Source organism: Aliarcobacter lanthieri (assembly GCF_013201625.1).
Lineage (GTDB): Bacteria > Campylobacterota > Campylobacteria > Campylobacterales > Arcobacteraceae > Aliarcobacter > Aliarcobacter lanthieri.
The window spans coordinates 1,659,503-1,683,023 of record NZ_CP053839.1 but is presented as its reverse complement, the minus strand read 5'-3'; the positions used below and the strand labels follow the sequence as shown (position 1 = coordinate 1,683,023).

Sequence of the window (23,521 nt, the reverse complement as noted above, 5' to 3'; positions counted from 1 at the left end):
AAATTTTCTATACCAAAGAAATTTGGTATAGATTCTAAAAGGTCAAAATTGAAATTTTCTTTAAATCTTAAATTTTTTCTTATATTTATAATTTTTTCTATAAATCTATATTCCAAAGATTTAAAAAAAGTTTCACTTCAATTAGCTTGGTTTGATCAATTTCAATATGCTGGTTATTATATTGCAAAAGAAAAAGGTTTTTATGAAGAGTTAGGTATTGATGTTGAGATCCTACCATTTTCTTTGGACTTAGATGTCCCTAAAAAAGTAAATAATCAAGAGGTTGATTTTGCTATAGGAAGAGAAAATTTAATCGTAGAAAAATCAAGAAACAAAGATATTATAATATTAAGTGCACTTTTTCAAGTTTCTCCATTAGTATTACTCAGTACAAAAAAATCTGGTATTGATAATATTTCAAAGTTTAAAAATAAAACTATGATGACAACATTAGATGATGCTAGTGAAGTATCTATAAAAGCTATGATAGTATCAAATAAAGTTGACATAAGTGATATAAATATTTTTACACATTCTCATGATATAAATGATTTAATAAATAAAAAAACAGATCTAATTACAGCATATACTTCAAAAGCACCATATTGGCTAGAAAAGAGTGGTATAGAATATAATGTCTTCTCTCCAAAAGATTATGGATTTGATTTATATAGTGATTTCTTATATACAAGTGAAAATTATATAAAAAACAATAAAGATGTAGTTATTGATTTTAAAAAAGCTTCTTTAAAAGGTTGGGAATATGCTTATTCTAATATAGAAGAGAGTGTGGATATTATATTTAAAAAATATAATAGTCAAAATTTAACTAAAGCTGAGTTGATTTTTGAAGCAAATGAACTTAAAAAACTATCTTATGTAAAAAATACTAAATTAGGAGATATAAAAAAAGAGAAGTTTCAGAGAATTTATGATTTATATAATTTAATGGGGTTAATAGAAAATCATATAGATATTAATAAGTATTTCTTTGATTTTGGTAATAGTGAAACTATAAAAATTTCATCTGATGAACAAAAAGTTCTAGATAAACTTTCAGAAATTAAAATGTGTTCTATTCCAAATATATTACCATATAGCCAAATTGATAATAAAGAATTTAAAGGTGTTGTCGCAGATTACATTGAATTATTACAGACAAAATTTCCAAAACCTATAAAGCTTGTACCAACACAAAGTTGGAGTGAATCTTTAATGAATTTATATAGTAATAAGTGTGATATTTTATCATTTGCTGTAAAACCACAAATTGGAGAAACAGATTTTTTATATACAAAATCATATTTGAAAATTCCTCTTGTTTTATTAACTTCAAGTAGTGTCTCTTTTATAGATAATTTAAGTACTTTAAAAAATAAAAAAATTACTATAAATAAAAATTATGAATTAATAGATAAATTAAAAGATAAATATAAAGATATAGAGTTTATTTCAGTAAATAGCTTTGATGAAGCAATACAAAATATTCTTTCTGGAGATGTATTTGGTCATATAGATACTATTGCTACTTCTTGGTACAATATTCAAACGAAATATTTATCTAAAATATCAATTTCTGGAAAAATTGATGAAAGTTTAAATATATCAATTGCAGTAAATAAAAATAAAGTTGAAATATACAATCTTTTTGAGCAGTTAGTACAATCTATTGATGAAAAACAGATAAATGATATTATAAATAAGTGGGTTTATACAAAATATGAAAGTTATTTTGATTTTGAAACAGCTTATAAAATACTTGCAATATTTCTAATAATCTTCTGTATTATATTATATAGACAAGTTTTTCTAAATAGGATGAATAAAAGACTAAAGTATTTAGTTAATTTGAAGACTAGACAATTAAAAAATGTAAATAAAAGGTTGGCAAATAGAATCAAAAAAGAAGTTGATAAGAACTTAGAAAAAGATAGAATTTTATCTCAACAACAAAAAATGATTTCTATGGGACAAATGATAGAAAATATTGCTCATCAATGGAGACAACCATTATCTATTATAACTACAAATGCAAGTTCTTTAAAACTAAAAAAACAGTTAAAAATTTTAGATGATGATGAATTATTTAAAATATCAGATTCTATAGTAAATACTTCACAATATTTATCTCAAACAATAGATGATTTTAGATACTTTTTTAAACCACAAAAAAATAAAGAGATTTTTGATTTAGATGGTTGTATTAAAAAAAGTATTGAATTAGTAAATATGAGTCTTATAAAAAATAAAATAAGATTGGAATATCTATCTAAAAGTATTAAAGTTTTTGGATATGAAACAGAACTTATTCAAGTTTTGATAAATATTATAAATAATTCAAAAGATGCTCTTGAACAAAATAGAGTAGAAAATAGATTAATTATGATTAATTTAAGAGTAGATGAAAAAATGGTTTTTTTAGAAATTTTAGATAATGCTGGTGGAATAAAAGATGAGATAATAAATAAGGTTTTTGAACCATATTTTACTACAAAACATCAATATCAAGGTACAGGAATAGGACTTTATATGTCAAATGAAATTATTTCTAAACATATGAATGGTGAAATATTTATAAAAAATCATGATTTTATTTTTGAAAATATAAATTATAAAGGTGCAATGATAACTATTGCTTTAAATATTATTGAATAATAGGAGATAGAATTTGAATTATTTAGAAATAGATAAACATCATACTTGGCATCCATATAACTCTTTACCTTCTAAAAGCCCTATTTGGGCTGTAAAAAAAACAAAAAAATGTAAGATTTATTTAGAAGATGGAACAAAACTTGTTGATGGTATGAGTTCATGGTGGAGTGCAATACATGGATATAATAATAAGAAATTAAATAAAGCTTTAGAAAAACAATCTAAAATTATGCCACATATAATGTTTGGTGGTTTGACTCATAAACCAGCTGCACTTTTGACTAAAAAATTAGTTGATTTAACTGGTTTAAATTCAGTTTTTTTATGTGATAGTGGATCAGTAGGAGTAGAAGTCGCTTTAAAGACTTCTATTTTATATCAAAAAGCTAAAGGTAAAGATAAGTTTAAATTCTTAGCTTTAAAAAATGCTTATCATGGTGATACATTAGGTGCTATGAGTGTTTGTGATAAAGATAACTCTATGCATAGCTTATATGGGGATTATTTAAGTGAAAATATTTTTATTGAAACTCCAAATTTAGGTTTTGAATCAGATTTTAATGAATCTTTAAAAGATTTAGAAAAAAAATTAGAACTTAATCATGAAAAGATTGCAGGATTTATTTTAGAGCCAGTTGTTCAAGGAGCTGGAGGGATGCGAATATATAATCCAAAATATTTAGAAAAAGTAAGAGAACTTTGTACTAAATATGATATTTTAATGATTTTAGATGAAATTGCAACTGGTTTTGGACATACAGGAAAAATGTTTGCATTTCAGCATACAAATATAAAGCCTGATATTATAATTGTTGGAAAAGGTTTAACTGGTGGATATATAACTATGGCTGCTATGATAACTACAAAAAACATAAGTGATACTATATCAAATAGTGATATTGGAGTTTTAATGCATGGACCAACATTTATGGCAAATCCATTAGCTTGTAGTGTTGCAAATGCTAGTATTGATTTACTTCTAAATTCTTCATGGAAAAAAAGAGTTTTAAAAATAGAAAAAGTCTTTAAAAATGAACTTGAGAAAATAAAATATAGTAAAATAGTACGAGATGTAAGAAATATTGGTGCTATTGGAGTAATAGAATTAAAAGATGATATTTATTCATCACAACTTCAAGATTTTTGTGTAAAAAATGGTGTTTGGCTTCGACCTTTTGGTAAGCTTTTTTATTCAATAGTTGCATATACAATTTCGAAAAAAGATTTATTAAAAATAACAAATACAATGATAGAAGCGATAAATTATATAGAAAGTAATTATGAAAAAGATTAAACTTAGTTCTTTAAAATCAAAACTTCCAAAGTATCCAAATGTTTTGGGAAGAGATAGATTTTTTAATAGTGCTATATTAATTCCTATTTTAAAATATAAGGGAGAATATCATCTTCTTTTCCAAAAAAGAGCAAAACATATAAGACAAGGTGGGGATATATGTTTTCCTGGTGGAGGCTTTGATAGTACAAAAGATAAAAACTATAAGGATACAGTATATAGAGAACTTTATGAAGAGCTAGGAATTGAAAAAAAAGATATCGAGATTTTTGGTCAATTAGATAGTTACTTTACTTCCATTGGAGTTATAATAGAACCATTTATTGGTAAAATTAGAAAAAAATCTATAAAGAATATGAAAATAGATAAAAATGAAGTTGAAAAAGTTTTACTAATCCCTTTAAAATTTTTTGAAAATACAAAAGCGGAAGTATATACATTAAAAAATCAAGTGGTTCCATATGAGATAGATGAAAATGGAAAAAAGATAGAATATTTTCCTACAAAAAGCTTAGGTTTACCAAAAACATACCATGAGCCTTGGGGAAATAAAGATTATAAGGTTTGGGTATATAAATGGAAAAATGAAGTAATATGGGGAATTACTGCATTTTTAATAAAAGAATTTCTAAAAAAATTTAGATAGTAAGAACTGAATAAGTTTCATCTTTTAAAGCTTGTGTTAAAAACTCACCAGTATGAGATACTTCAATATTTAAACTTTCTAAAACTTCTCTTGCTCCATAGTCATCAACACAAACTACACAAGCACTCATCTTTACACCAGTCTCTTGAATTTGTCTTATTTTATCTTGAATATATTTATAATCTTTTACAAGTAAAATTGATGGTCCCCAAAGCATTAAATGTGCACTTTTCCAATATTCTCTATCTAAAATTACACTTGAATATAGAAGTGGAAATTTATTTGCTGTATCTAAATCCCCATTTGTCCAAACTATAAGTAAATTTTCTTTCATTTAAAACGCCTTTGGTTATAATTTTCTAAAATAAGTATCATACTATTTTAAAGGAAAAAAAGCTATGAAATATAATGAATTAAATGAAATTGAGAAATATGTTATAGAACAAAAGGGTACAGAATACCCAAATAGTGGAGTTTATAATGATTTCTTTGAAAAAGGAATCTATTTTTGTAAGAAATGTGATGCTCCTTTATATAAAAGTGATGATAAGTTTAAATCAGATTGTGGTTGGGCAAGTTTTGATGATGATATTACAGAAGCTGTAGAAAAAAGACCTGATATTGATGGTATTAGAACAGAAATAGTGTGTGCTACTTGTGGTGGACATTTAGGACATATTTTTGAAGGAGAAGAATTTACTCAAAAAAATGTTAGGCATTGTGTAAACTCAGTATCTTTAAATTTTGTTAAAGAATAAAAATATAAATTTTAAAATATATTTTAGTACTGGTTGCTTTTTGAGAGTATTCATTTAACAATAGAAAATAAGTTATAAAATTTAAGTTCTTTTAATTAAGACTATAAGCTATTAAAAGAAAATTTTTTAAATATAAAGAATATAAAATATAATATAAGGTTTTATGTGAACTTATTGATATATAATTTTTATAGAAGAAATGGTAGATTGATAAAATAATTATAAAAGGAAAAGAATGTTTAAAAAACTAATACTTTGCTTAGGACTTTTTGCTACTTTATTATTTGGAGAAACTTTTGAAGATGGCTTAGATGCTTATCAAAAAGGTGATTTTAAGATATCTTTTAATATTTGGCAAGATTTAGCTTCAAAAGGAGATGCCCTCTCTCAAAATTATCTTGGTTATATGTATGAAAAAGGTATAGGAGTAAAACAAGATTATAAAAAAGCTATTGAATGGTATGAAAAAGCAGCAAATCAAGGATATGAACATGCTCAATTTACTCTAGGGCTTATGTATGGAAATGGACAAGGTGTAAACAAAGATTATAAAAAAGCTAAAGAATTTTATGAAAAAGCAGCAAATCAAGGACTTCAAGAAGCTCAATTTTATCTTGCTATGATGTATGAAGAAGGACAGGGTATAAACAAAGATTATAAAAAAGCTATTGAATGGTATGAAAAATCAGCAAATCAAGGATTTGTAGTATCTCAATTTAATCTTGGTTATATGTATGAAAATGGACAAGGTGTAAACAAAGATTATAAAAAAGCTATTGAATGGTATGAAAAAGCAGTAGCACAAGGATTCTCAACTGCTTACAATAATATTGGTTATATGTATGAAAGAGGACAAGGTGTAAAAGAAGATTATAAAAAAGCTAAAGAGTTATATGAAAAAGCTGCAAATGAAGGCATTGTAGAAGCTCAAAATAATCTTGGACTTTTGTATGAAAATGGTAAAGGTGTCAGTCAAGATAAGAAAATAGCAAAAGCATGGTTTGCAAAAGCTTGTAAGAGTGGATATCAAGATAGTTGTTATAATTATAAAATATTAGATCAACAAGGGTATTAATTTATGGAGTTTTCTAAAGCATATTTTGCCGCTGGTTGTTTCTGGGGAGTTGAGTATTTCTTTCAAAAAGTAAATGGAGTAAGAAGCGTAATTTCTGGATATATGGGTGGATTTATAGAAAATCCTACTTATGAGATAGTTTGTAGTGGATTTAGTGGGCATATCGAAACAGTAGAAGTTGTATTTGATGATAGTATTGTAGATTATAAAACTTTAGTAAAGTTATTCTTTGAAATTCATGATTTTACCCAAACAAATGGGCAAGGACCTGATATAGGAAGTCAATATTTAAGTGCTATTTTTTATTGTGATGAAAATCAGAAAAAAATATCTGAAAATTTAATGAATGAATTGAAGAAAAAAGGCTATACAGTAGCTACAAATTTATATTCAGTGGTTACTTTTTATAAAGCAGAAGAATATCATCAAAATTACTATGACAGGCATAATAAAATGCCTTATTGTCATAGTATAAAAAAAATATTTTAATTTATACCCAAGATATAGTAAGTTGGTTTTTTACTAACTCTCTCTATCTCAACATTATATTTATTTGACCATTTTGAAACCATATCATGAAAATCTTCTATTATTTCTCTTGCATCATTTTCATCACATTTAATTTTTAAATAATCAGTTGTATTTGATAATGCGATATAAGCATTCATTTTCTTTATTTGGTCATTTAATGTTAAAATGTGTTTTGCAAACTTATCAAAATTTTTTGTAGATTCAATCATCTTTTGTGCTTGTTTTAAGGAAGATTCATTAATTGAGTAACCAAGTTGAGATAGAATAACTTCTGCAGATACATCTAATTGCATATTAATCCTTTTTAATGAAATTTATATATACTATCAAAACAATATTTAAAGGATAGTTATGTCAGTTTTAATGAGTTTAGCAATGTTTCCTACAAATACTACTGGAAGCAAAAGTAAAGAAGTTAGTGAAATATTAAATATAATTAAAGATAGTGGTTTAAAGTATCAATTAACTTCTATGTGTACGATTGTTGAAGCAGAAACTTTAAAAGAACTTCTAGATTTGGTAAATTTATGTTATTTAAAACTTGAAAAGTTAGGTTGTGATAGAGTTTATGCTGTTGTCAATTTTGATATAAGAACAAATGGTGAAAATAGAATAGAAAGTAAAATAAGCTCTGTTGAAAAACATATAGGAATAGTTTCAAAATAGTACTTGTATTTAAAAAGTAACCAAATTTTAGTATAATAGAATGAATATATTACAAAGGAAATAAATGGGATTTGATAAATACTATGATAAAAATTTAATAAATCAAGCAATGATGAGTTTTGATGAATTTAGAGAAAAATTAGGGTCTGGAAATGGAAGTTTTATTAGTGAATTGCACTCAAAATTTATGTATAGAACAAAAGATGAATTTTTAAAACCATATCAAGTTGAGTTGATAAAACTTCAAGAGCATCTTGAAAAACATAATCAAAAGATGATAATTCTTATGGAAGGAAGAGATGCTTCTGGTAAAGGTGGAGCAATACGAAGAATTACAAGATATATGAATGAAAAACATTATAGAGTTGTAGCACTTGGAAAACCTTCTGATGTACAAAAAACACAATGGTATTATCAAAGATATGTTGAGCAGTTTCCATCTGGAGGAGAGATAGTTATTTTTGATAGAAGTTGGTATAACCGAGCTATGGTTGAACCAGTTTTTGGTTTTTGTACTCAAAAAGAATATGAAGTATTTATGAGAAGTGTTCCTATATTTGAAGAAGACTTAATTGAACATGGATTTAAATTTTTAAAAATTTATTTATCTGTTACAAAAGAAGAACAAGCTAGAAGATTTGCTGAAAGAGAAGAAAATCCTCTAAAACAATGGAAATTAAGTGAAATTGATTTACAAATGCAGAGTCGTTGGGAAGAATTTACACAAAAAAAATATGATATGTTAAAATATACAAATACTGAAAAATCACCATGGACAATAATAAGAAGTGATAGTAAGTTTTTAGCTAGACTTAACTCTATTAAAGTTATTTTAAACTCTGTTGATTATGAAGGAAGAGATGAAAGATTAGATTTTTCTGTTGATAAAGATATTGTAATTACTGCTGAAAAAGAGTTAGAAATTATGGATATGAAAAGAAAAGCGGGGATACAAGAGGGCTTAATATAAGCTCTCTTTTTATTTAGAATAAACTTTTTTAATATTTTCTACTTTTGAAGATAAATTTAAGAGTAGCATATCAGCTAGTACTAAAGCCATCATAGATTCAGCAACTACTGAACCTCTTACTGCTACGCAAGGATCATGTCTTCCTTTTAGTTTGCAAGATACTTCATTACCATGAATATCAATAGTATCTTGTTCTATAAATATAGATGGAGTTGCTTTAAAATATACTTTTACATTTATATCATCACCATTTGAAATACCACCAAGTATCCCACCACTATGATTTGTTTTAAATCCAGTTTTTAGTATTTGGTCATTATTGTCATATCCTAAAACTTTTGAGGCTAAGATTCCATCACCAATTTCAACTGCTTTAACAGCATTTATACTCATCATAGCATTTGCTATTTGACTATCTAGTTTATAATATATTGGTTCACCTAATCCTATTGGAGTATTTTTTACATTTATTAGAGCTACTCCTCCTACACTATTGTGTGAATTCTTAGCTTCTAGAATAGCCTTTTTTTGATTTTCTTCTACAGTTACATCTAAAGCAAAAATTTCAGAATCTTTTACATATTCAAAATTAAAAGAAGAAGCTTTAATACCATTTATTTCACAAATTCCACTTCTTATATCAATATTTAATTCTCTTAAAAGTAGTTTTGCAATTGCACCAGCTGCAACTCTAGCAGCTGTTTCACGAGCAGAGCTTCTTCCTCCACCTCTGTAATCTCTAATTCCATATTTGTTAAAATAGCTAAAATCAGCATGACCTGGACGAAATAAATCTTTTATATTTGAATAATCACTACTTTTTTGATTTTCATTAAAAATTATCATAGCTATACTTGTTCCTGTTGAAATACCTTCAAAAACTCCACTTAATATTTCTACAACATCACCTTCTTTTCTAGCAGTTGCATATTTATTTTGTCCAGGTTTTCTTCTATTCATCTCTTCTTGAATAAAATTTTCATCAATTCTTATTCCAGCAGGAACACCATCAACTATACAACCTAATGCTTTACCATGAGATTCTCCAAAAGTTGTAAACCTAAATCTATGTCCAAAAGTATTCAATGCTCATCCTCTCTTAGTTTATCAATAGCTATTTTTGCAGCAGCTTGTTGTGCTAATTTTTTACTTTTTCCACTTGCTTTTCCAAAATTCTTTCCATCTATCCAAATAGAAACTTCAAACTCTTTTTTATGATCTGGACCATAAGAACCTTCTATAATATATTCTGGTATTGATGCAAATCTAGCTTGAGTTATTTCTTGTAATGCAGTTTTATAATCACTAAATAAAACATCAAGATTAATTTTATCATAAGAGTTTTCTAAAAGGTTTAGAATGATTGGTTTTAAAACTTCTAAACCACTTTCTAAATATATTGCTCCCATAATTGCTTCAAAAGCATCAGATAATATAGATGATTTTGTTCTACCTTTATTTCTTTCTTCCGCTGTTGAAATAAATATATATTCACCTAATTTTATCTCATTTGCAAGTTTTGTAAAACCAGTTTCATTTACTAAACTAGCTCTAATTTTTGATAATTCACCTTCATTTGATTTTGGAAATTTTTTATATAAATACTCTCCAACAATCAAATTTAAAACAGCATCTCCTAAAAATTCTAGTCTTTCATTATTATATGGCTTTTTAAAGCTTTTATGAGTAAGTGCTTCGATTATCAGATTTTTATTTTTAAACTGATAATCCAAGCACTTTTCAAGTTTTGAATAGTCGCTCAATTTGTATCCTTTATAAAATTTTTTATAAGTATAACACAAATTTTATTCATATTATTGTAAAGATTGGTTTGATTGAAAAAAAGATTTACATAAATGATGTTTTACTTGTAGAGTGAAAACAGTATGACAATGTGGGCATCTAGATTCAAAAAAAGGATGAGAGTGTTTACACGAAGTGCAAATAAATTCAAAATTTAATGAGGCATTTATATCTTTTTTTTGTTTATTTATTAAAATTAAAATATCTAGTTCAAAATCACTACTTCCTTCTAGATTATTAATATAATTTTTTGCATTAAGGATTTCTTTTAGAAATTGATTATTATCAACTTTTAAAAAATCAATATCATTTTTTGATTGATACCATAAAATATCTATTATTTTAGAACAATTAAATTCTGATATGTGATTATAAAAAAACTCTTTATTAAATTGAATTAAGAAAGTTGTAAAAATTCTTTCTATTATTTTCTTTTCTTTAAAGATTTCATATAAAAGTTCAGTTCTTTTTTCATAAGATAGTATAGAATCATTTATTATTAAAAGGCTATCAAAGTATATTTTATCATTTTTTACATCAACATTTAGTTCTTCTAACGCTTGAGTTATCTCTTTGGCTTTTTTATAATCTTTTAATTTTTCACAAACTAACATAAGATTTTTTAGTACATTCTTATTTCTTGGTGAAAATTTTAGTACTTTTAAAAATACTTCTTTTGCTCTTTGTAAAAATCCACCTTTTAAATAAGTAGTTCCTAAAAGTTCAAGTAATTCTTCTTTTTTTACTCTATCTTTTACATGTTCAAGTAGTGCTAAATAAACAGAAATTGCTTTATTATAGTCACCTTTATGTAAAAAAGTAGAAGCAAAAAGTAAAATAGAATCAAAAGGAAGATTGTAAGTTTTATATAAGTTTATATAATCATCTTCTTTTAATTTTCCAAGTTCAAATCTTTTTGATAGTTTTCTATAATCTTTTCTAGCCCTTTTTTCTTTATAAATTCCATAAGAATAAGTAAAAAAAGAGATTAAAAAAACTAAAAAAACTATTAATATAACTCCAATAATTGGATCTCGATACTCTAAAACTATATTATCCACAAAAAGCCTTTTTTTAATGATAATTTTGACTTATCCTAACATAAAAGTACATATAAAAAAATAAAAGTGTATAATTGTCAAATGATAAAAAAAGAGTCAATTGAAAATTTAAAAAATCATCTTGATATTGTAGATGTAGTTTCACAATTTATTGAATTAAAAAAGTCTGGAGCAAATTTTAAAGCTTGTTGTCCATTCCATGGAGAAGAAACACCTTCTTTTGTTGTAAGTCCAGCAAAACAAATATATCATTGTTTTGGTTGTGGAGTAGGTGGAGATAGTATAAAGTTTGTTATGGAATATGAAAAACTTAGTTATCCAGAAAGTATAGAAAAATTAGCTTCTATGTATAATTTTAGTTTAGATTATGATACAAATATTTCTAAAAAAAGTGATAATAAAATTTTAGAAGATATTAGTAATTTTTATAAAAAACAACTTCTATCAAATCCCAATATAAAAGAATATTTAGAAAGTAGAGGAGTTTTTGAATCATATATTCAAAAATTTGAAATAGGATATGCAAGTAATTCAAATAGTACAATAGATTTTTTAAAATCAAATCATTATAATTTAAATGATGCAATTGATGTAGGAGTAATAAGTCAAGGAGATAATGGTTTATATTCAAGATTTATAGATAGGTTGATGTTCCCTATTTACTCTATAAACTCAAAACTTGTAGGTTTTGGTGGAAGAACTTTAACAAATCATGGAGCAAAATATGTAAACTCACCACAAACAAAGCTTTTTAATAAATCAAAACTTTTATATGGTTACCATTTAGCAAAAGATAAAATATATAAGAATAAAGAGATTGTTGTTTGTGAAGGTTATTTAGATGTTATTATGCTTCATCAAGCTGGTTTTAACAATGCAGTTGCAACTTTAGGAACAGCTTTAACAAAGGAACATTTACCACTTTTAAGACGTGGAGAGCCAAAAGTTATTTTAGCTTATGATGGTGATAAAGCAGGATTAAATGCTGCTTATAAAGCTTCACTTATGCTTAGTCAAACTAGTTTTGATGGTGGTGTTGTAATATTTAGTGATGGACAAGATCCAGCTGATATGATAAAAAATAGACAAATTCAAGAAGTTGAAAAACTATTTTCAAATCCTATACCTTTTGTAAATTTTGCTATTGATTATATAGTTTCAAACTATGATGTAAATAATCCAGTAGAAAAACAAAAAGCTTTAAGTGAATCAAATGAATATTTAACTACTCTTAGCTTATTGTACCAAGAAGAATACAAAAGATATATTGCACAAAAATTAAATATAAAAGAGAGTTTAGTAAAAACTATAAATTCTAAAAAAAGAGTAAATGAAGTAAATTTATCAAAAGTAGATATTGCTGAACTTTGTATAATAAAAGCTATATTAGAAGATCCAAGAAGATTGGATATCGTTTTAGATAAAGTAGATGCTTCAATGTTTGAATTTCATAAAGATGAGTTTAAAATACTTTTAGAAAATATTAATTCAAATGAATTAAATAGAATAATATTAAATGATAAATTAGAAAGTTATGATGAAAATAGATTGAATCAAGAGTTACTTGTTCTTTTACATAAGTTTTATTCAAATAAACTTTTAGCTTTATCCTATGATAATAGTTTAGAATTCAAAGAAAAAGTTAACTTAATAAGAAAGATAAAAGATAATTTATATGAGTTAAAACAGGGGAAACTTATAAAATTTAATCTTTAATTAAAGAAAGTTTAATAAAAACTTAGGTATTATTCCCGTTCGAAAAATAGCAAATAGTATGAAAAGTATCCCAACTTTGTGCTTATAGAATAAATTAGAGGAAGAAAAGATGTACGCAATTATCAAATGTGGTGGAAAACAGTATAAAGTATCAGAAGGTGATATTTTAGATATTGATTATACTGGTAAAGCTGCACAAGAAACATTAGAAATCACTGATGTAATCGCTGTAAATAATGGTGAATTAAAAACTGGTGATGCAGTTGCTAAAGCAAAAGTAGAAGCAGTTGTAGTTTTAGATGGAACAGGTGTAAATAGAGCAAAAAAAGTTGTAATTTACAAAAAAAGAAGAAGAAAAGATTCTAAATTAAAAAGAGGTTTTAGAAAAAGCTTCACAAAAATTAGAATTACAAAAATAGCTGCATAAGCTAAAATAGATTAAGGAGAAACAAGATGGCTCACAAAAAAGGTCAGGGAAGTACTCAAAATAATAGAGATTCAGCTGGAAGAAGACTTGGTGTTAAAAAATTTGGTGGTGAAGTTGTAAAAGCTGGTAATATCATCATTAGACAAAGAGGAACTAGAGTTCATTTAGGTAGCAATGTAGGTATGGGAAAAGATCATACAATATACTCTTTAATTGATGGTGTAGTTAAATTTGAAATTAAAGATAAAAATAGAAAAAAAGTTTCAGTTTACGCTGCTTTGTAATTCTGAAATTTAAACTGTTTATTAAAGGGTGTATGCTTTTGCATCACCCTTTTTTTATTTGTAAAATGTAGTAATTATTAAAAAGTTAAAATATTTTAGTTTTTTAATATTTATTTAGGAAAATGTATGTTTATAGATAGTGCAAGATTTAGTGTAAGTTCTGGAAAAGGTGGGCAAGGTTGTGCTTCTTTTAGAAGAGAGAAGTTTATTGTTCAAGGTGGTCCAGATGGTGGAGATGGTGGAAAAGGTGGAGATGTTTATTTCTTAGTAGATAATAATACAGATACACTATCTTTTTATAAAGGTAAAAGAGTATTTAAAGCTGATAAAGGGAAACCAGGACTTGGAAGACAAAAAACTGGAAAATCTGGAGAGCCATTAGTTTTAATAGTACCTCCTGGAACACAAATAATTGATGATGATACAGATGAGGTATTATTTGATTTATTAGAAAATGGTCAAAAAATTTTATTTCTAGAAGGTGGGAAAGGTGGACTTGGAAATGTTCACTTTAAGAACTCAAGAAATCAAAGACCTACTTATTTTCAACCAGGGCTTCCAGGTGTTACAAAAAATATTAGGCTTGAATTAAAACTTATTGCTGATGTTGGACTTGTTGGTTATCCAAATGTTGGAAAATCTACTTTAATTTCTGTTACTTCAAATGCAACTCCGGAAATAGCAAACTATGAGTTTACAACACTTACTCCAAAACTTGGAGTTGTAAGCGTTGGTGATTATCATTCTTTTGTTATGGCTGATATTCCTGGAATTATTGATGGTGCTAGTGAAGGAAAAGGTTTAGGACTAGAATTTTTAAGACATATTGAAAGAACAAAGACTCTTTTATTTGTAATTGATGTTGCGAATTATAGAACAATGATTGAACAATATAATGTTTTAAAAGAAGAACTTGTAAAATTCTCTGATGAATTATCTAAAAGGGCTTATTCAATAGTTTTAAGTAAAATTGATGGTTATTATGGAGAAAATTTAATAAAAGATATAGAAGAATTTTTAAAAGCTATAAACTTAGAAATAAGTAATACAAATGAGTTTAAATTTGATAATAATTTACCATATTTTGTACAAGATTTGGTATATTCAAAATTTGATAGTAGCAAACCATATTTTGTCTTACCTATATCATCACTAAATAAAACAAATATAAGTTCACTTAAATATGCTCTTTATGGAATGTTAGGAAAATAGATGAAAAGAATAGTTATAAAAGTTGGAACAGCTGTTTTAACTCAAGATGGTGAATTAGCTTATGATAGAATGAAAAATCTTGTAAAGTTAATATCAAAACTTAAGAATGATAAAAAATTAGAAGTTATTTTAGTCTCTTCTGGTGCTGTTGGAGCTGGATATACATCTTTAAAATTAGAGAAAACAATTTTAAATAAACAAGTTTTAGCATCTATTGGACAGCCAAAATTAATGAAAACTTATCAAGAGATGTTTGAAGAATATAATATTATTTGTGCTCAAATGTTATTTGTTGCAAATGATTTTGATTCAAGAAAAAGTTCGAAGAATTTAAAAATAGTTGCTAGTACACTTTTAGAAAATGATATTTTACCAATTGTAAATGAAAATGATATTTTATCTCCTGAAATTTTAATAGGAGATAATGATCAAATGGCTGCTTATGTAGCTTACTATTTTAAAGCTGATATGCTAGCAATCTTAACTGATATTGATGGATACTATGATAGAAATCCAAGAGAATTTTCTGATGCAAAACTTCAAAAAATTGTTACAGAAATTCCACAAGAAGAACTAGATAGAAAACCTAGTGCTAACTCAAAATTTGCAACTGGTGGGATAGTTACTAAATTAAAAGCTGCTGATTTTTTAATGCAGAAAAATATTCCTATGTATTTAACTAGTGGATTTGATTTGACAAATGCATATGATTTTTTAGTTGATGAAAATCATAAAAGTGGAACAATTTTTAAAAATAAGGATTAGTTTTGAGTAAAAGAATATTATTTATGGGAACACCAGATTATGCAACTACAATTTTTAAAGAGTTAATAAATAGCTCTTATGAAGTTATAGGACTTTTTACTCAACCTGATAAACCAGTTGGAAGAAAACAGCTTTTGACTCCACCTCATATAAAACAATTTTGTATTGATAATTCTATTGATATTCCAATTTTTCAACCAAATAAATTAAAAGACAATTTAGCTGCATATATTGCTATAAAAGAGCTAAATCCTGATTTTATAATAGTTGCTGCATATGGACAAATATTACCAAAAGATATTTTAAACCTTGCTCCATGTATAAATCTTCATGCTTCTCTTTTGCCAAAATATAGAGGAGCTAGTCCTATTCAAGAAGCACTTTTAAATGATGATTATTATACAGGTGTTACTTCTATGTTTATGGAAGAGGGACTTGATAGTGGAGATATTTTAGCTTTTAAATATTTGAAGATTTCTTCTTCAATGGAAGTAGTTGAAGCTTTTGAAAAATTGTCTAATATTGCAGCAAAACTTACAATTACAACTTTAGATAATTACAATAAATTAAATCCAATAAAACAGAATGAAGCTGAAGTAAGCTTTTGTAAAAAAATAAGAAAAGATGATGGTTTAGTTGATTTTTTAGATGCAAAAAAACTATTTCTAAAATATAAAGCATATTCTTTTTGGCCTGGTATTTTTTTAGAATCAGAATTAAAGTTAAAAGATATTGAACTTATTGAAGAAAATTCAAAAAATGAATCTGGGAAAATATTGGAAATAGATAAAGATTTTATTGTTATTGGTTGTAAAAAAGGAAGTTTAAAAATAAAAACTTTACAAGCCCCTTCAAAAAAAGCTATATGTGCAGTTGATTTTGTGAGAGGACAAAGGCTTGAAATAGGTAATATTTTAGCGTAAAACTACGCTAAATATTGTACAAAGAAAGTAATTGTGAATAAACTTGCAATTACTCCTAATACTAAAGAATTAATAGCAATTTTCTCATCTAAACCACCTTTTATAGCTAAAACAGCAGCCATTGTCATAGGAGGCATTGCAACTTCTATAATTGTAACTTTTACCCAAGTTACATCAATTGTGTAAAAATATTCAAAAGTAAAAAGTACTATGATTGGTACAATTACCATTTTTAAAATTACTGCTGTAGTTACAATATGTAATTTTGAGAATATGTATTTTAGCTCTAATTTCATTCCTATTGCAATCATTGCAATAGGAACTAATGTTGAACCTAAATTATCTGCTGTATATATTAAAAATTTTGGAATTTCAAAGTTTTTTGCAAACATTGTTAAAAAAAACATTATCATTGGTGGAAATAAAAATATTGATTTTGATATATCTATAACAGAATTTCTTCTTCCACTTCCCCAAGTTATTATAAATACTCCAACAGATACTAAAAGTAAGAATGAACAAAAAATATCATAAATTAAACCATAAACTATAAAATCTTGTCCATAAAATGCATCAATATATGAAAGTCCTATAAAAGATGTATTTCCAAAAGTTGCCATAATCATAAAAGTTGCAAGATGTAATCGGTTTAATTTTAATAATTTTCCTACTAAAAATGATAGTAAAAGATTAAATAAAATAATTCCTATAAACATAATAATTAATGCTAAAATTCTAGAATCTATAGTTAATGGATAAATCTTTGAAAATACTATTGCTGGTAATGAAAAATATATAATAAAATCTACAAGTTGTTTTGAATTATCTTGAAAAACTATTTTGAATAAATAACCAATTAATAAAAATATTGCTATTGGTAAAACTGGGTCTAACATATACTTAAGCCTTTTATGGAATAAAGCTAAGATTATAATTAATATAATCTTAGCCAGAGCTTGTTTTTAATTGTTAGAGTTAGATATAAGTATTTACTAAGAAATATATATTTTATTTCTTTTCATTTTCTAAAAGATGTTCATATTTTTTATCTGTTAAAAGTTTCATAAAGGCAACTAGAGCTTCCACCTTTCTATCAGTTAATTTTATAGCTTTTAATTCTTTTAAAGATATAGTGTCATTTACTTCAGGTTCATCCCATTCCTTTCCAGTTTCAGGGTTTATTTTTCTATCTTTATTGTTGTATTTATCATAAAATTCAACAACAGTTTTTAAATCTTTAAAAACACCATTATGCATATATGGAGCTGTTACTGCAACATTTCTTAAAGTAGGAGTTTTATGTTTCCCTTTTTGATTTATATCATCAATTTGTGGGTGTGATAGAAGTCCATTATCTATTGCAGTTACACCATTTTTATCTCTTAATTCATGATTTATAGGTGTTCCAATATTATGATATTCATAGTTTGTAAATGTTTCTCCTTCTTTATCTTCACCTTTTAGAATATGACAGTTTGAACAAGAATTATTGTTATTTGAAAAGAATATAGATTTCCCTAGATCTTCAAGAGGAGTTAAATCATATTCACCCTTTAAATATCTATCATATTTTGAGTCAAAAGGTGAAAACTCATCTGTCCTTTCATAAGTAGCAATTGCTTTTGTCATAGCTTCGTAAGCTTTCTCATCATCGTTAAATATTTCTTCTCCAAATAAGTTTTTAAATGTATCTATATAAAGACTATTCTCTTTTAATCTATCAACAACTTCTTTTTTACTTGACATTCCCATTTCAATAGGATTTAAAGGTGGACCACCTGCTTGTCCTTCTAAATCAGTTTCTCTTCCATCCCAAAATTGTCCACCTGTATAAAATCCTTTTTTTTCATTGAAATGAAATTTTGGAGAAAATTTTGCATACATAGCAGTTGGTGCTTGTCTATCTCCTAAAGATTTTCCATCATCACCTAGTGAAGCCATTTTAGAGATGCCATTATCCCTATCATCTGTAAAAGCATATTCAGGATTATGACACGTAGCACAACTTTGAGTTCTATTTTTTGATAAATTTGTATCGAAAAATAGAGTTCTTCCTAAATCTTCTTGTGTTAAATTTACAGCACTAAGATTTGTAAATATTAAACTTAGAGGTAAAAGTATTTTTAAGCTTTTCATAAAATTTCCCTTTTTTTATTAAATTTATAAATGGACGAAGATATAAATCTTTGATAGTTAAATATTCACTCATTTGATTTTTTCTTATTCCAAATTTTAAAATTTTTACATCTTTTGATAATGTTAAAGTTCCAAATATTCTATCCCAAATAGCTATATATCCACCATAGTTTTTATCAAAATGCTTTTTATCATGGTGAATTTGGTGCTGTTTTGGAGATAAAAGCCATTTTTCTATAAATGTAAAATATGCAAATGGAACATGTGAGTGTCTTAAATTTGATCCAAAAGCTGAAAATATAAATATAAATATATTTACACCAAAAACCATATAAATATCAATTTTTGCACCAAATAAATATATAAAAATTCCAGTTATAAATCCAATACTTAAGGAATATCTAATTCCAAATAGTAAGTTTTCTATTGGATGAACTCTATAAAAAGTTATTGGTGTTAAGACCTTTGCACTATGATGTATTTTATGAAATTCCCATAAAATAGGAATAGTATGTAAAAACCTGTGTAACCAGTATCTTGTAAAATCACTAAAAACAAAAATAGATATTGTATATAAAAGAATGATTTGTGAATATGAAAATATTGTATTTTCAAAATATCCAAAATTATAATATAAAAACTTATTTGTACTTATGGCAATACTTTTTGCACTAAATAACAGAGGAACTATAATAACTAAATTTACAATATTTGCTAAAATAAAGTAATAATAGTCTAATTTTGCACTAGGATGTAACCATAATTTTGATGATAATATTAATTTACTACTCTTTTTTGAGTAGTAAAAATATAATATTGCTAAAAAAATTGAACTTAAAATATATAACCAAAATACTCTTTTACTAGGATTTAATACAAAATCTAATGCAAAATATTCCAAATTTTAATCTCCATCAGCATCTAAAATATTTGGTTTAAGTCCCAATTTTTCTATAATTGTAATATAGTATAAATCATGAATTTGTGAAGATAAATCAAAAAGTTTTTTTGAATCTGAAAAATCATCTTTCTTTAGATTTTTTAATTCTTTTTTAGATTCATCTATTTTTAAAGAGACAAGTTCTAAATCTGATGCTGCATTTTTACTTTTTGCTAAATTTACAAGATTTGAATATTTTTGGTTTGAAACTAATTCTCTTTGTGCATCAAATATTGCATCTATTGCATCAAAAGAACTTTGGCTTAAAAAATATTCTGCTCTATTGTTTTTAGCATCATTTTTATACTTTACAGAGAATCCCCCAGGATTTCCAATTCTCCATTCTTTTAATCTATAAGTTGAAGCTATTAAAGTATTTATTAGTTTTGCATTATATTCAATTTCATCTTCTTCACCATCACTATTCTTTAAATAGCTTTCATAAACTTCTTTGATTTCTTCTAATTTTGAAATAATAGAATTTAAGATTTCTTTTGATATTTCTGTTTGTCTATCATTCATTTTTTGTGAAGAGAATAAGACATATTCTAAAGCATTAACTGTTTTAAATGAGTTCTTAAATAAAGCAGTTTTTACATCAGATTTACTTTCTATTACTCTTTGCATTTGAGAATTTAAATCTTCTTTTAAGTTATTGAAAACATCAATATATCTTGGCGTATCTAAATAGTCACTATCTATTTCTCCTGCTAAATATATAGCTTCTACTTTTTTCCAAGACTTTATAAATTCTTTAAAATTACTATTTGTGAGATTATTTTGTAATTTTTTTGCATCATCTATTGCTTTTTGTGTATCAGGTATTGATACATTTTTTATAACACTATTAAAAATAGATTCATTTGCAAAAACAGATGAAACTAAAAATACAAATACTAAGAATATTTTTTTCATTATAACTCCTCTAAAAATTTAATTAATTTTTCTCTTTGTTCTTTTGGGAGATTCATATATGCTTCTTTTGCATTTTTTGCTTCTCCACCATGCCATAAAATTGCTTCTTGAAAACTTCTAGCTCTTCCATCATGAAGTAATCTAGGTTTTTCTTTATTTATCTTTTCATGTAAAGATAAACCCCAAAGTGGAGCTGTTCTCCACTCTTGTTCATTTGCTAAAAATTCAACTCTTCCATCTGCTAATTCTTCTCCCATATTATGAAGTAAAAAATCTGAATATGGATAAATATCAAAACCTAATTTTGTTTTAAAGCTACTAATATGACACTTTGAACATGATATTGAGTCAAATATAGCTAAACCTTCTTCATACTCTTTTGTTCTTTTAGAACTATAACTTTTTAAGTGTTTTAAATAATAAGTTATTGCATCAAGTCTATTATCTGGTAAATCTATATCTTTTGCTTTTGGTGCTTCATTACAAGGTTTTTGAAACTTTGTGCAATTTTCATCTTTAAAAATAGTTGTAGTTAATCCAATATCATTTGATGCTGCAAATGCAACTTGTTCTTTTAAAAAAGCAACACTTGCTTTCCATGTATATTTTCCTAGTTCTATTTTTTTTGTAATATTTGAATATACCCAATTTGCTTTTCCACTAATTCCATCACCATTTTTATCTTCTAAATCTTCATTTGCTAGAATATCTTCATTTGAAATTAAATCAATTAATCCCATACCATTTAAGGTTTGTGCTATTCTATAAGATACTATACTATCTTTATGCAGTTCTCCATAATTGAGTTCTTTTAAACTATATTTAGGTTTTAACAAAATTTGTTTTTCTCCATCTGGAAATATAATCTCTTTCTCTTCAAAATCAATATCTATTTTTCCTTCAAAATCTACACCGAATATACCATTTATTGCTAATTGATTTCCATAAACAGGTTCTGGAATATACCCTTTTTCTTTTAAAATATTTTTATGTTCTAGACTATCATTTGATTTTATTGATAATCTTGCAACAATTGACCTTGAAGCGATATTATCAGAAGAAAAAAGAATTCCTCTTCCATTCTTTGGATGACAGGAAATACAACTATTTGCATTGAAAAGTGGTCCAAGACCATCCCTCGCTGTTGTAATACTTGGAGCTTTTACCCATGGAATAGAAAAAAAACTTCTTCCAAGCATAAATTTATCGTATTCATCATCATTTAATCCATTAATTGAATTTAATAAAAGTTTATTATCTTTTATATTTGATATATAATTATCTTGAATATTAAATGCAAAAAGCCCTGTGCAAAATATTGCAACAAGGCTATTTGATAAAATAAATTTTTTCAAAGAGTTATTTCTATAGTTGAGTTTCTTCTGGATCAGTAACATCATCTTCTGTTAATTTTATATTATTTGCTTTTGCAACGCTGATCATCTCATCACCAAGTTTTCTTAACTCATTTTTTAATTTTACTAAAACTTTTGATTGTGGATGATCTGGTCTAATTTGATAATCAAAATGTGCCTCAGTTTTTGCAATTCTATCAACACTTTCAATTTTCTCTTCAATATCAGACATAAGTTTTAAAACTCTATCTTTATCTTCTTTATTTAAAGAATCAATTAGAGCTTCTCCATATTTCTTACCATTATATGTAGAAGTTAAAATATTTTTAAATCCTTCATAATTTTTTACTAAATCTCTATGAGTATTGTCAGAGAAGCAAGAGTGTTCGTCTTCTTCACTAGGAGTTAGTACTGCAACTGCAATTCTCTCATTTGCTAGTTCAGATTTGATAAATACTCCCATTCCTGCAATAATTTGTTTTAAAGCTTCTTTTTTAGAGATATTTTTATCTTTGTTTTTACCTTTTATTTTTCCTAAAAATGCAGCTCTATAAAGCCCCGCATTTCCATTTATGTCTTTTTCCCAAGCACTTTTAACTATTTCTAAATCTTGTACTAGTTTTTCTGTTACAACACTTAAATATTCTAATCTTCTTTTTGCATTTTTATCTGTTGTAAAATCAGAAAGTGGTCTAAGACCTGCAACCATAGCTCCTTTTGTAATATTGTCTTCTAAAAAGTTGTTATAATCTTGATCTTGTCCCCATAATAAAAATTCAATTGCATGATATCCTGTAGAAACATTCGCTTCTCCACCATTTTCATTAAGTTCAGTTAAAGCTTCAATTGTAATCTTTGTTACATCAACTTCTGTTGAATCTTCTCCTCCTGGATTAAATTTTCCAATTGTATCAATAATATTTCCAGAAGTTAATTTACCATCTGCATCTATAGTATAATCAATCATATTTTCATCAAGAGGCCAAGCATTAATTTGCCCTTCTAAAGAACCATAAGCTTTTTCTATCCAACCATCTTCTGCATCAATTGGACCATTTGAAAGTCTAAAAATTTCTGTTGAACCATAAGATTCTCTTGATTCTAACCAAGCTTTCTTAGAATTATCAAGATTTTCTTGAGTAGGATTTGCTACAAATTTATCAATAGCTTCCTTTAAAGCTTTTGCATCTTTTACTGCATCACTATAATTATCAAGTGCTATATTCGCATAAGCTTCTAAAATAGGTGCTTTAGTAGAAACAACAGTTTTATTTGTATCTTTTGGAGAAGTTGCATTTGCACTTAATGCTAATGCAGCTGTTACAGATAAACTTATTAAAAATCTTTTTGCAATTTTCATTTTTTATTTCCTTTTATATTAATTCTATA

25 protein-coding genes are annotated in these 23,521 nt (G+C 25.9%); 14 read left to right on the top strand and 11 right to left on the bottom strand.

Annotated elements, in window-relative coordinates; all coding sequences use genetic code 11:
* Positions 1-48: 48 nt before the first annotated feature.
* From ALANTH_RS08515 to ALANTH_RS08505, 3 genes are read left to right on the top strand one after another with little or no spacing between them, the layout of a single operon-like run.
* Positions 49-2,655: an ABC transporter substrate-binding protein gene (locus ALANTH_RS08515; protein WP_026808129.1), complete on the top strand. Its 2,607-nt coding sequence runs from the start codon at positions 49-51 to the stop codon at positions 2,653-2,655.
* A 13-nt stretch (positions 2,656-2,668) separates the two neighbouring features.
* Complete coding sequence (bioA, locus tag ALANTH_RS08510; RefSeq protein ID WP_026808128.1) at positions 2,669-3,949, top strand: adenosylmethionine--8-amino-7-oxononanoate transaminase; 1,281 nt, start codon at positions 2,669-2,671, stop codon at positions 3,947-3,949.
* Positions 3,936-4,595 (top strand): NUDIX hydrolase, encoded by a 660-nt coding sequence (locus ALANTH_RS08505; RefSeq protein ID WP_026804795.1) that lies wholly within the window; start codon positions 3,936-3,938, stop codon positions 4,593-4,595. The genes bioA and ALANTH_RS08505 overlap by 14 nt, the downstream gene beginning before the upstream one ends.
* Here the strand turns inward: ALANTH_RS08505 and ALANTH_RS08500 are convergent.
* Positions 4,588-4,929 (bottom strand): DsrE family protein, encoded by a 342-nt coding sequence (locus ALANTH_RS08500; protein WP_026804794.1) that lies wholly within the window; start codon positions 4,927-4,929, stop codon positions 4,588-4,590. The two genes, ALANTH_RS08505 and ALANTH_RS08500, sit on opposite strands and share 8 nt — an antisense overlap.
* A 64-nt stretch (positions 4,930-4,993) precedes the next feature.
* Between ALANTH_RS08500 and ALANTH_RS08495 the strand changes: the two genes are divergently transcribed.
* The 3 genes from ALANTH_RS08495 to msrA all read left to right on the top strand — a co-directional run bounded on the left by ALANTH_RS08495 (position 4,994) and on the right by msrA (position 6,917).
* Entirely contained in the window at positions 4,994-5,353 is a 360-nt protein-coding gene (locus ALANTH_RS08495) for a methionine-R-sulfoxide reductase (protein WP_026804793.1), read from the top strand.
* A 235-nt stretch (positions 5,354-5,588) separates the two neighbouring features.
* Positions 5,589-6,428 carry an SEL1-like repeat protein gene (locus ALANTH_RS08490; protein ID WP_051583687.1) on the top strand — a complete coding sequence of 280 codons (840 nt, stop codon included), beginning with the start codon at positions 5,589-5,591 and terminating at the stop codon, positions 6,426-6,428.
* 3 nt (positions 6,429-6,431) lie between these two features.
* Positions 6,432-6,917, top strand: coding sequence for a peptide-methionine (S)-S-oxide reductase MsrA (gene msrA, locus ALANTH_RS08485; protein ID WP_026804792.1), 486 nt, complete (start codon positions 6,432-6,434; stop codon positions 6,915-6,917).
* Here the strand turns inward: msrA and ALANTH_RS08480 are convergent.
* On the bottom strand, positions 6,914-7,252 hold the full coding sequence (locus ALANTH_RS08480; protein ID WP_026804791.1) for a hypothetical protein: 339 nt from the start codon (positions 7,250-7,252) through the stop codon (positions 6,914-6,916). The genes msrA and ALANTH_RS08480 overlap by 4 nt on opposite strands.
* Before the next feature lie 58 nt (positions 7,253-7,310).
* Here ALANTH_RS08480 and ALANTH_RS08475 point away from each other — a divergent pair, with 58 nt between their 5' ends.
* Positions 7,311-7,625 carry an MTH1187 family thiamine-binding protein gene (locus tag ALANTH_RS08475; protein ID WP_026804790.1) on the top strand — a complete coding sequence of 105 codons (315 nt, stop codon included), beginning with the start codon at positions 7,311-7,313 and terminating at the stop codon, positions 7,623-7,625.
* A gap of 64 nt (positions 7,626-7,689) precedes the next feature.
* Positions 7,690-8,595, top strand: a complete 906-nt coding sequence (gene ppk2 / locus ALANTH_RS08470) for a polyphosphate kinase 2 (protein WP_026804789.1) — start codon at positions 7,690-7,692, stop codon at positions 8,593-8,595.
* Positions 8,596-8,604: 9 nt separating this feature from the next.
* On the opposite strand, the gene aroC is transcribed toward ppk2, so the two are convergent.
* Genes aroC through ALANTH_RS08455 form a run of 3 tightly spaced genes read right to left on the bottom strand, consistent with a single transcriptional unit; the run spans position 8,605 to position 11,459 of the window.
* Positions 8,605-9,681, bottom strand: coding sequence for a chorismate synthase (gene aroC, locus ALANTH_RS08465; protein ID WP_026808127.1), 1,077 nt, complete (start codon positions 9,679-9,681; stop codon positions 8,605-8,607).
* Positions 9,678-10,358, bottom strand: a complete 681-nt coding sequence (gene rnc / locus ALANTH_RS08460) for a ribonuclease III (RefSeq protein ID WP_026804787.1) — start codon at positions 10,356-10,358, stop codon at positions 9,678-9,680. Before rnc ends, aroC begins: the two co-directional genes overlap by 4 nt.
* 51 nt (positions 10,359-10,409) lie before the next feature.
* Complete coding sequence (locus ALANTH_RS08455; RefSeq protein WP_026808126.1) at positions 10,410-11,459, bottom strand: tetratricopeptide repeat protein; 1,050 nt, start codon at positions 11,457-11,459, stop codon at positions 10,410-10,412.
* Between the two features lie 81 nt (positions 11,460-11,540).
* On the opposite strand from ALANTH_RS08455, the gene dnaG reads away from it, so the two are divergent.
* The 6 genes from dnaG to fmt all read left to right on the top strand — a co-directional run bounded on the left by dnaG (position 11,541) and on the right by fmt (position 16,786).
* Positions 11,541-13,175: a DNA primase gene (gene dnaG / locus ALANTH_RS08450; RefSeq protein ID WP_026808125.1), complete on the top strand. Its 1,635-nt coding sequence runs from the start codon at positions 11,541-11,543 to the stop codon at positions 13,173-13,175.
* 109 nt (positions 13,176-13,284) lie between these two features.
* Positions 13,285-13,602, top strand: coding sequence for a 50S ribosomal protein L21 (rplU, locus tag ALANTH_RS08445; protein ID WP_026804784.1), 318 nt, complete (start codon positions 13,285-13,287; stop codon positions 13,600-13,602).
* A gap of 26 nt (positions 13,603-13,628) precedes the next feature.
* On the top strand, positions 13,629-13,886 hold the full coding sequence (gene rpmA, locus ALANTH_RS08440; RefSeq protein WP_026808124.1) for a 50S ribosomal protein L27: 258 nt from the start codon (positions 13,629-13,631) through the stop codon (positions 13,884-13,886).
* 126 nt (positions 13,887-14,012) lie between these two features.
* Positions 14,013-15,098 (top strand): GTPase ObgE, encoded by a 1,086-nt coding sequence (gene obgE, locus ALANTH_RS08435; protein ID WP_026808123.1) that lies wholly within the window; start codon positions 14,013-14,015, stop codon positions 15,096-15,098.
* Complete coding sequence (proB, locus tag ALANTH_RS08430) at positions 15,099-15,863, top strand: glutamate 5-kinase (protein ID WP_026804781.1); 765 nt, start codon at positions 15,099-15,101, stop codon at positions 15,861-15,863. It begins immediately after the preceding gene.
* 2 nt (positions 15,864-15,865) lie between these two features.
* Positions 15,866-16,786, top strand: a complete 921-nt coding sequence (fmt, locus tag ALANTH_RS08425) for a methionyl-tRNA formyltransferase (RefSeq protein WP_026808122.1) — start codon at positions 15,866-15,868, stop codon at positions 16,784-16,786.
* Between the two features lie 2 nt (positions 16,787-16,788).
* Here fmt and ALANTH_RS08420 read toward each other — a convergent pair whose 3' ends face one another.
* The 6 genes from ALANTH_RS08420 to ALANTH_RS08395 all read right to left on the bottom strand — a co-directional run bounded on the left by ALANTH_RS08420 (position 16,789) and on the right by ALANTH_RS08395 (position 23,492).
* A complete protein-coding gene (locus ALANTH_RS08420) occupies positions 16,789-17,682 on the bottom strand; it encodes an AEC family transporter (RefSeq protein ID WP_026808121.1) in 894 nt (297 codons plus the stop codon).
* A gap of 112 nt (positions 17,683-17,794) precedes the next feature.
* Complete coding sequence (locus tag ALANTH_RS08415; protein ID WP_026808120.1) at positions 17,795-18,922, bottom strand: cytochrome-c peroxidase; 1,128 nt, start codon at positions 18,920-18,922, stop codon at positions 17,795-17,797.
* Positions 18,870-19,823 (bottom strand): sterol desaturase family protein, encoded by a 954-nt coding sequence (locus ALANTH_RS08410; protein WP_034236932.1) that lies wholly within the window; start codon positions 19,821-19,823, stop codon positions 18,870-18,872. Before ALANTH_RS08410 ends, ALANTH_RS08415 begins: the two co-directional genes overlap by 53 nt.
* A gap of 3 nt (positions 19,824-19,826) precedes the next feature.
* On the bottom strand, positions 19,827-20,777 hold the full coding sequence (locus ALANTH_RS08405; protein WP_029888379.1) for an imelysin family protein: 951 nt from the start codon (positions 20,775-20,777) through the stop codon (positions 19,827-19,829).
* The gene (locus ALANTH_RS08400; RefSeq protein WP_228133203.1) at positions 20,777-22,132 is read right to left on the bottom strand and encodes a di-heme oxidoreductase family protein; all 1,356 of its coding nucleotides are present in this window, start codon (positions 22,130-22,132) and stop codon (positions 20,777-20,779) included. Before ALANTH_RS08400 ends, ALANTH_RS08405 begins: the two co-directional genes overlap by 1 nt.
* Before the next feature lie 10 nt (positions 22,133-22,142).
* On the bottom strand, positions 22,143-23,492 hold the full coding sequence (locus tag ALANTH_RS08395) for an imelysin family protein (RefSeq protein WP_026804775.1): 1,350 nt from the start codon (positions 23,490-23,492) through the stop codon (positions 22,143-22,145).
* Positions 23,493-23,521 lie beyond the last annotated feature (29 nt).

Coding starts and splice junctions, on each gene's coding strand:
- ALANTH_RS08505 (WP_026804795.1), top strand. CDS start 3,936: ATGAAAAAGATTAAACTTAGTTCTTTAAAATCAAAACTTCCAAAGTAT.
- ALANTH_RS08500 (WP_026804794.1), bottom strand. CDS start 4,929: ATGAAAGAAAATTTACTTATAGTTTGGACAAATGGGGATTTAGATACA.
- ALANTH_RS08495 (WP_026804793.1), top strand. CDS start 4,994: ATGAAATATAATGAATTAAATGAAATTGAGAAATATGTTATAGAACAA.
- ALANTH_RS08490 (WP_051583687.1), top strand. CDS start 5,589: ATGTTTAAAAAACTAATACTTTGCTTAGGACTTTTTGCTACTTTATTA.
- msrA (WP_026804792.1), top strand. CDS start 6,432: ATGGAGTTTTCTAAAGCATATTTTGCCGCTGGTTGTTTCTGGGGAGTT.
- ALANTH_RS08480 (WP_026804791.1), bottom strand. CDS start 7,252: ATGCAATTAGATGTATCTGCAGAAGTTATTCTATCTCAACTTGGTTAC.
- ALANTH_RS08475 (WP_026804790.1), top strand. CDS start 7,311: ATGTCAGTTTTAATGAGTTTAGCAATGTTTCCTACAAATACTACTGGA.
- ppk2 (WP_026804789.1), top strand. CDS start 7,690: ATGGGATTTGATAAATACTATGATAAAAATTTAATAAATCAAGCAATG.
- dnaG (WP_026808125.1), top strand. CDS start 11,541: ATGATAAAAAAAGAGTCAATTGAAAATTTAAAAAATCATCTTGATATT.
- rplU (WP_026804784.1), top strand. CDS start 13,285: ATGTACGCAATTATCAAATGTGGTGGAAAACAGTATAAAGTATCAGAA.
- rpmA (WP_026808124.1), top strand. CDS start 13,629: ATGGCTCACAAAAAAGGTCAGGGAAGTACTCAAAATAATAGAGATTCA.
- obgE (WP_026808123.1), top strand. CDS start 14,013: ATGTTTATAGATAGTGCAAGATTTAGTGTAAGTTCTGGAAAAGGTGGG.
- proB (WP_026804781.1), top strand. CDS start 15,099: ATGAAAAGAATAGTTATAAAAGTTGGAACAGCTGTTTTAACTCAAGAT.
- ALANTH_RS08420 (WP_026808121.1), bottom strand. CDS start 17,682: ATGTTAGACCCAGTTTTACCAATAGCAATATTTTTATTAATTGGTTAT.
- ALANTH_RS08415 (WP_026808120.1), bottom strand. CDS start 18,922: ATGAAAAGCTTAAAAATACTTTTACCTCTAAGTTTAATATTTACAAAT.
- ALANTH_RS08405 (WP_029888379.1), bottom strand. CDS start 20,777: ATGAAAAAAATATTCTTAGTATTTGTATTTTTAGTTTCATCTGTTTTT.
- ALANTH_RS08395 (WP_026804775.1), bottom strand. CDS start 23,492: ATGAAAATTGCAAAAAGATTTTTAATAAGTTTATCTGTAACAGCTGCA.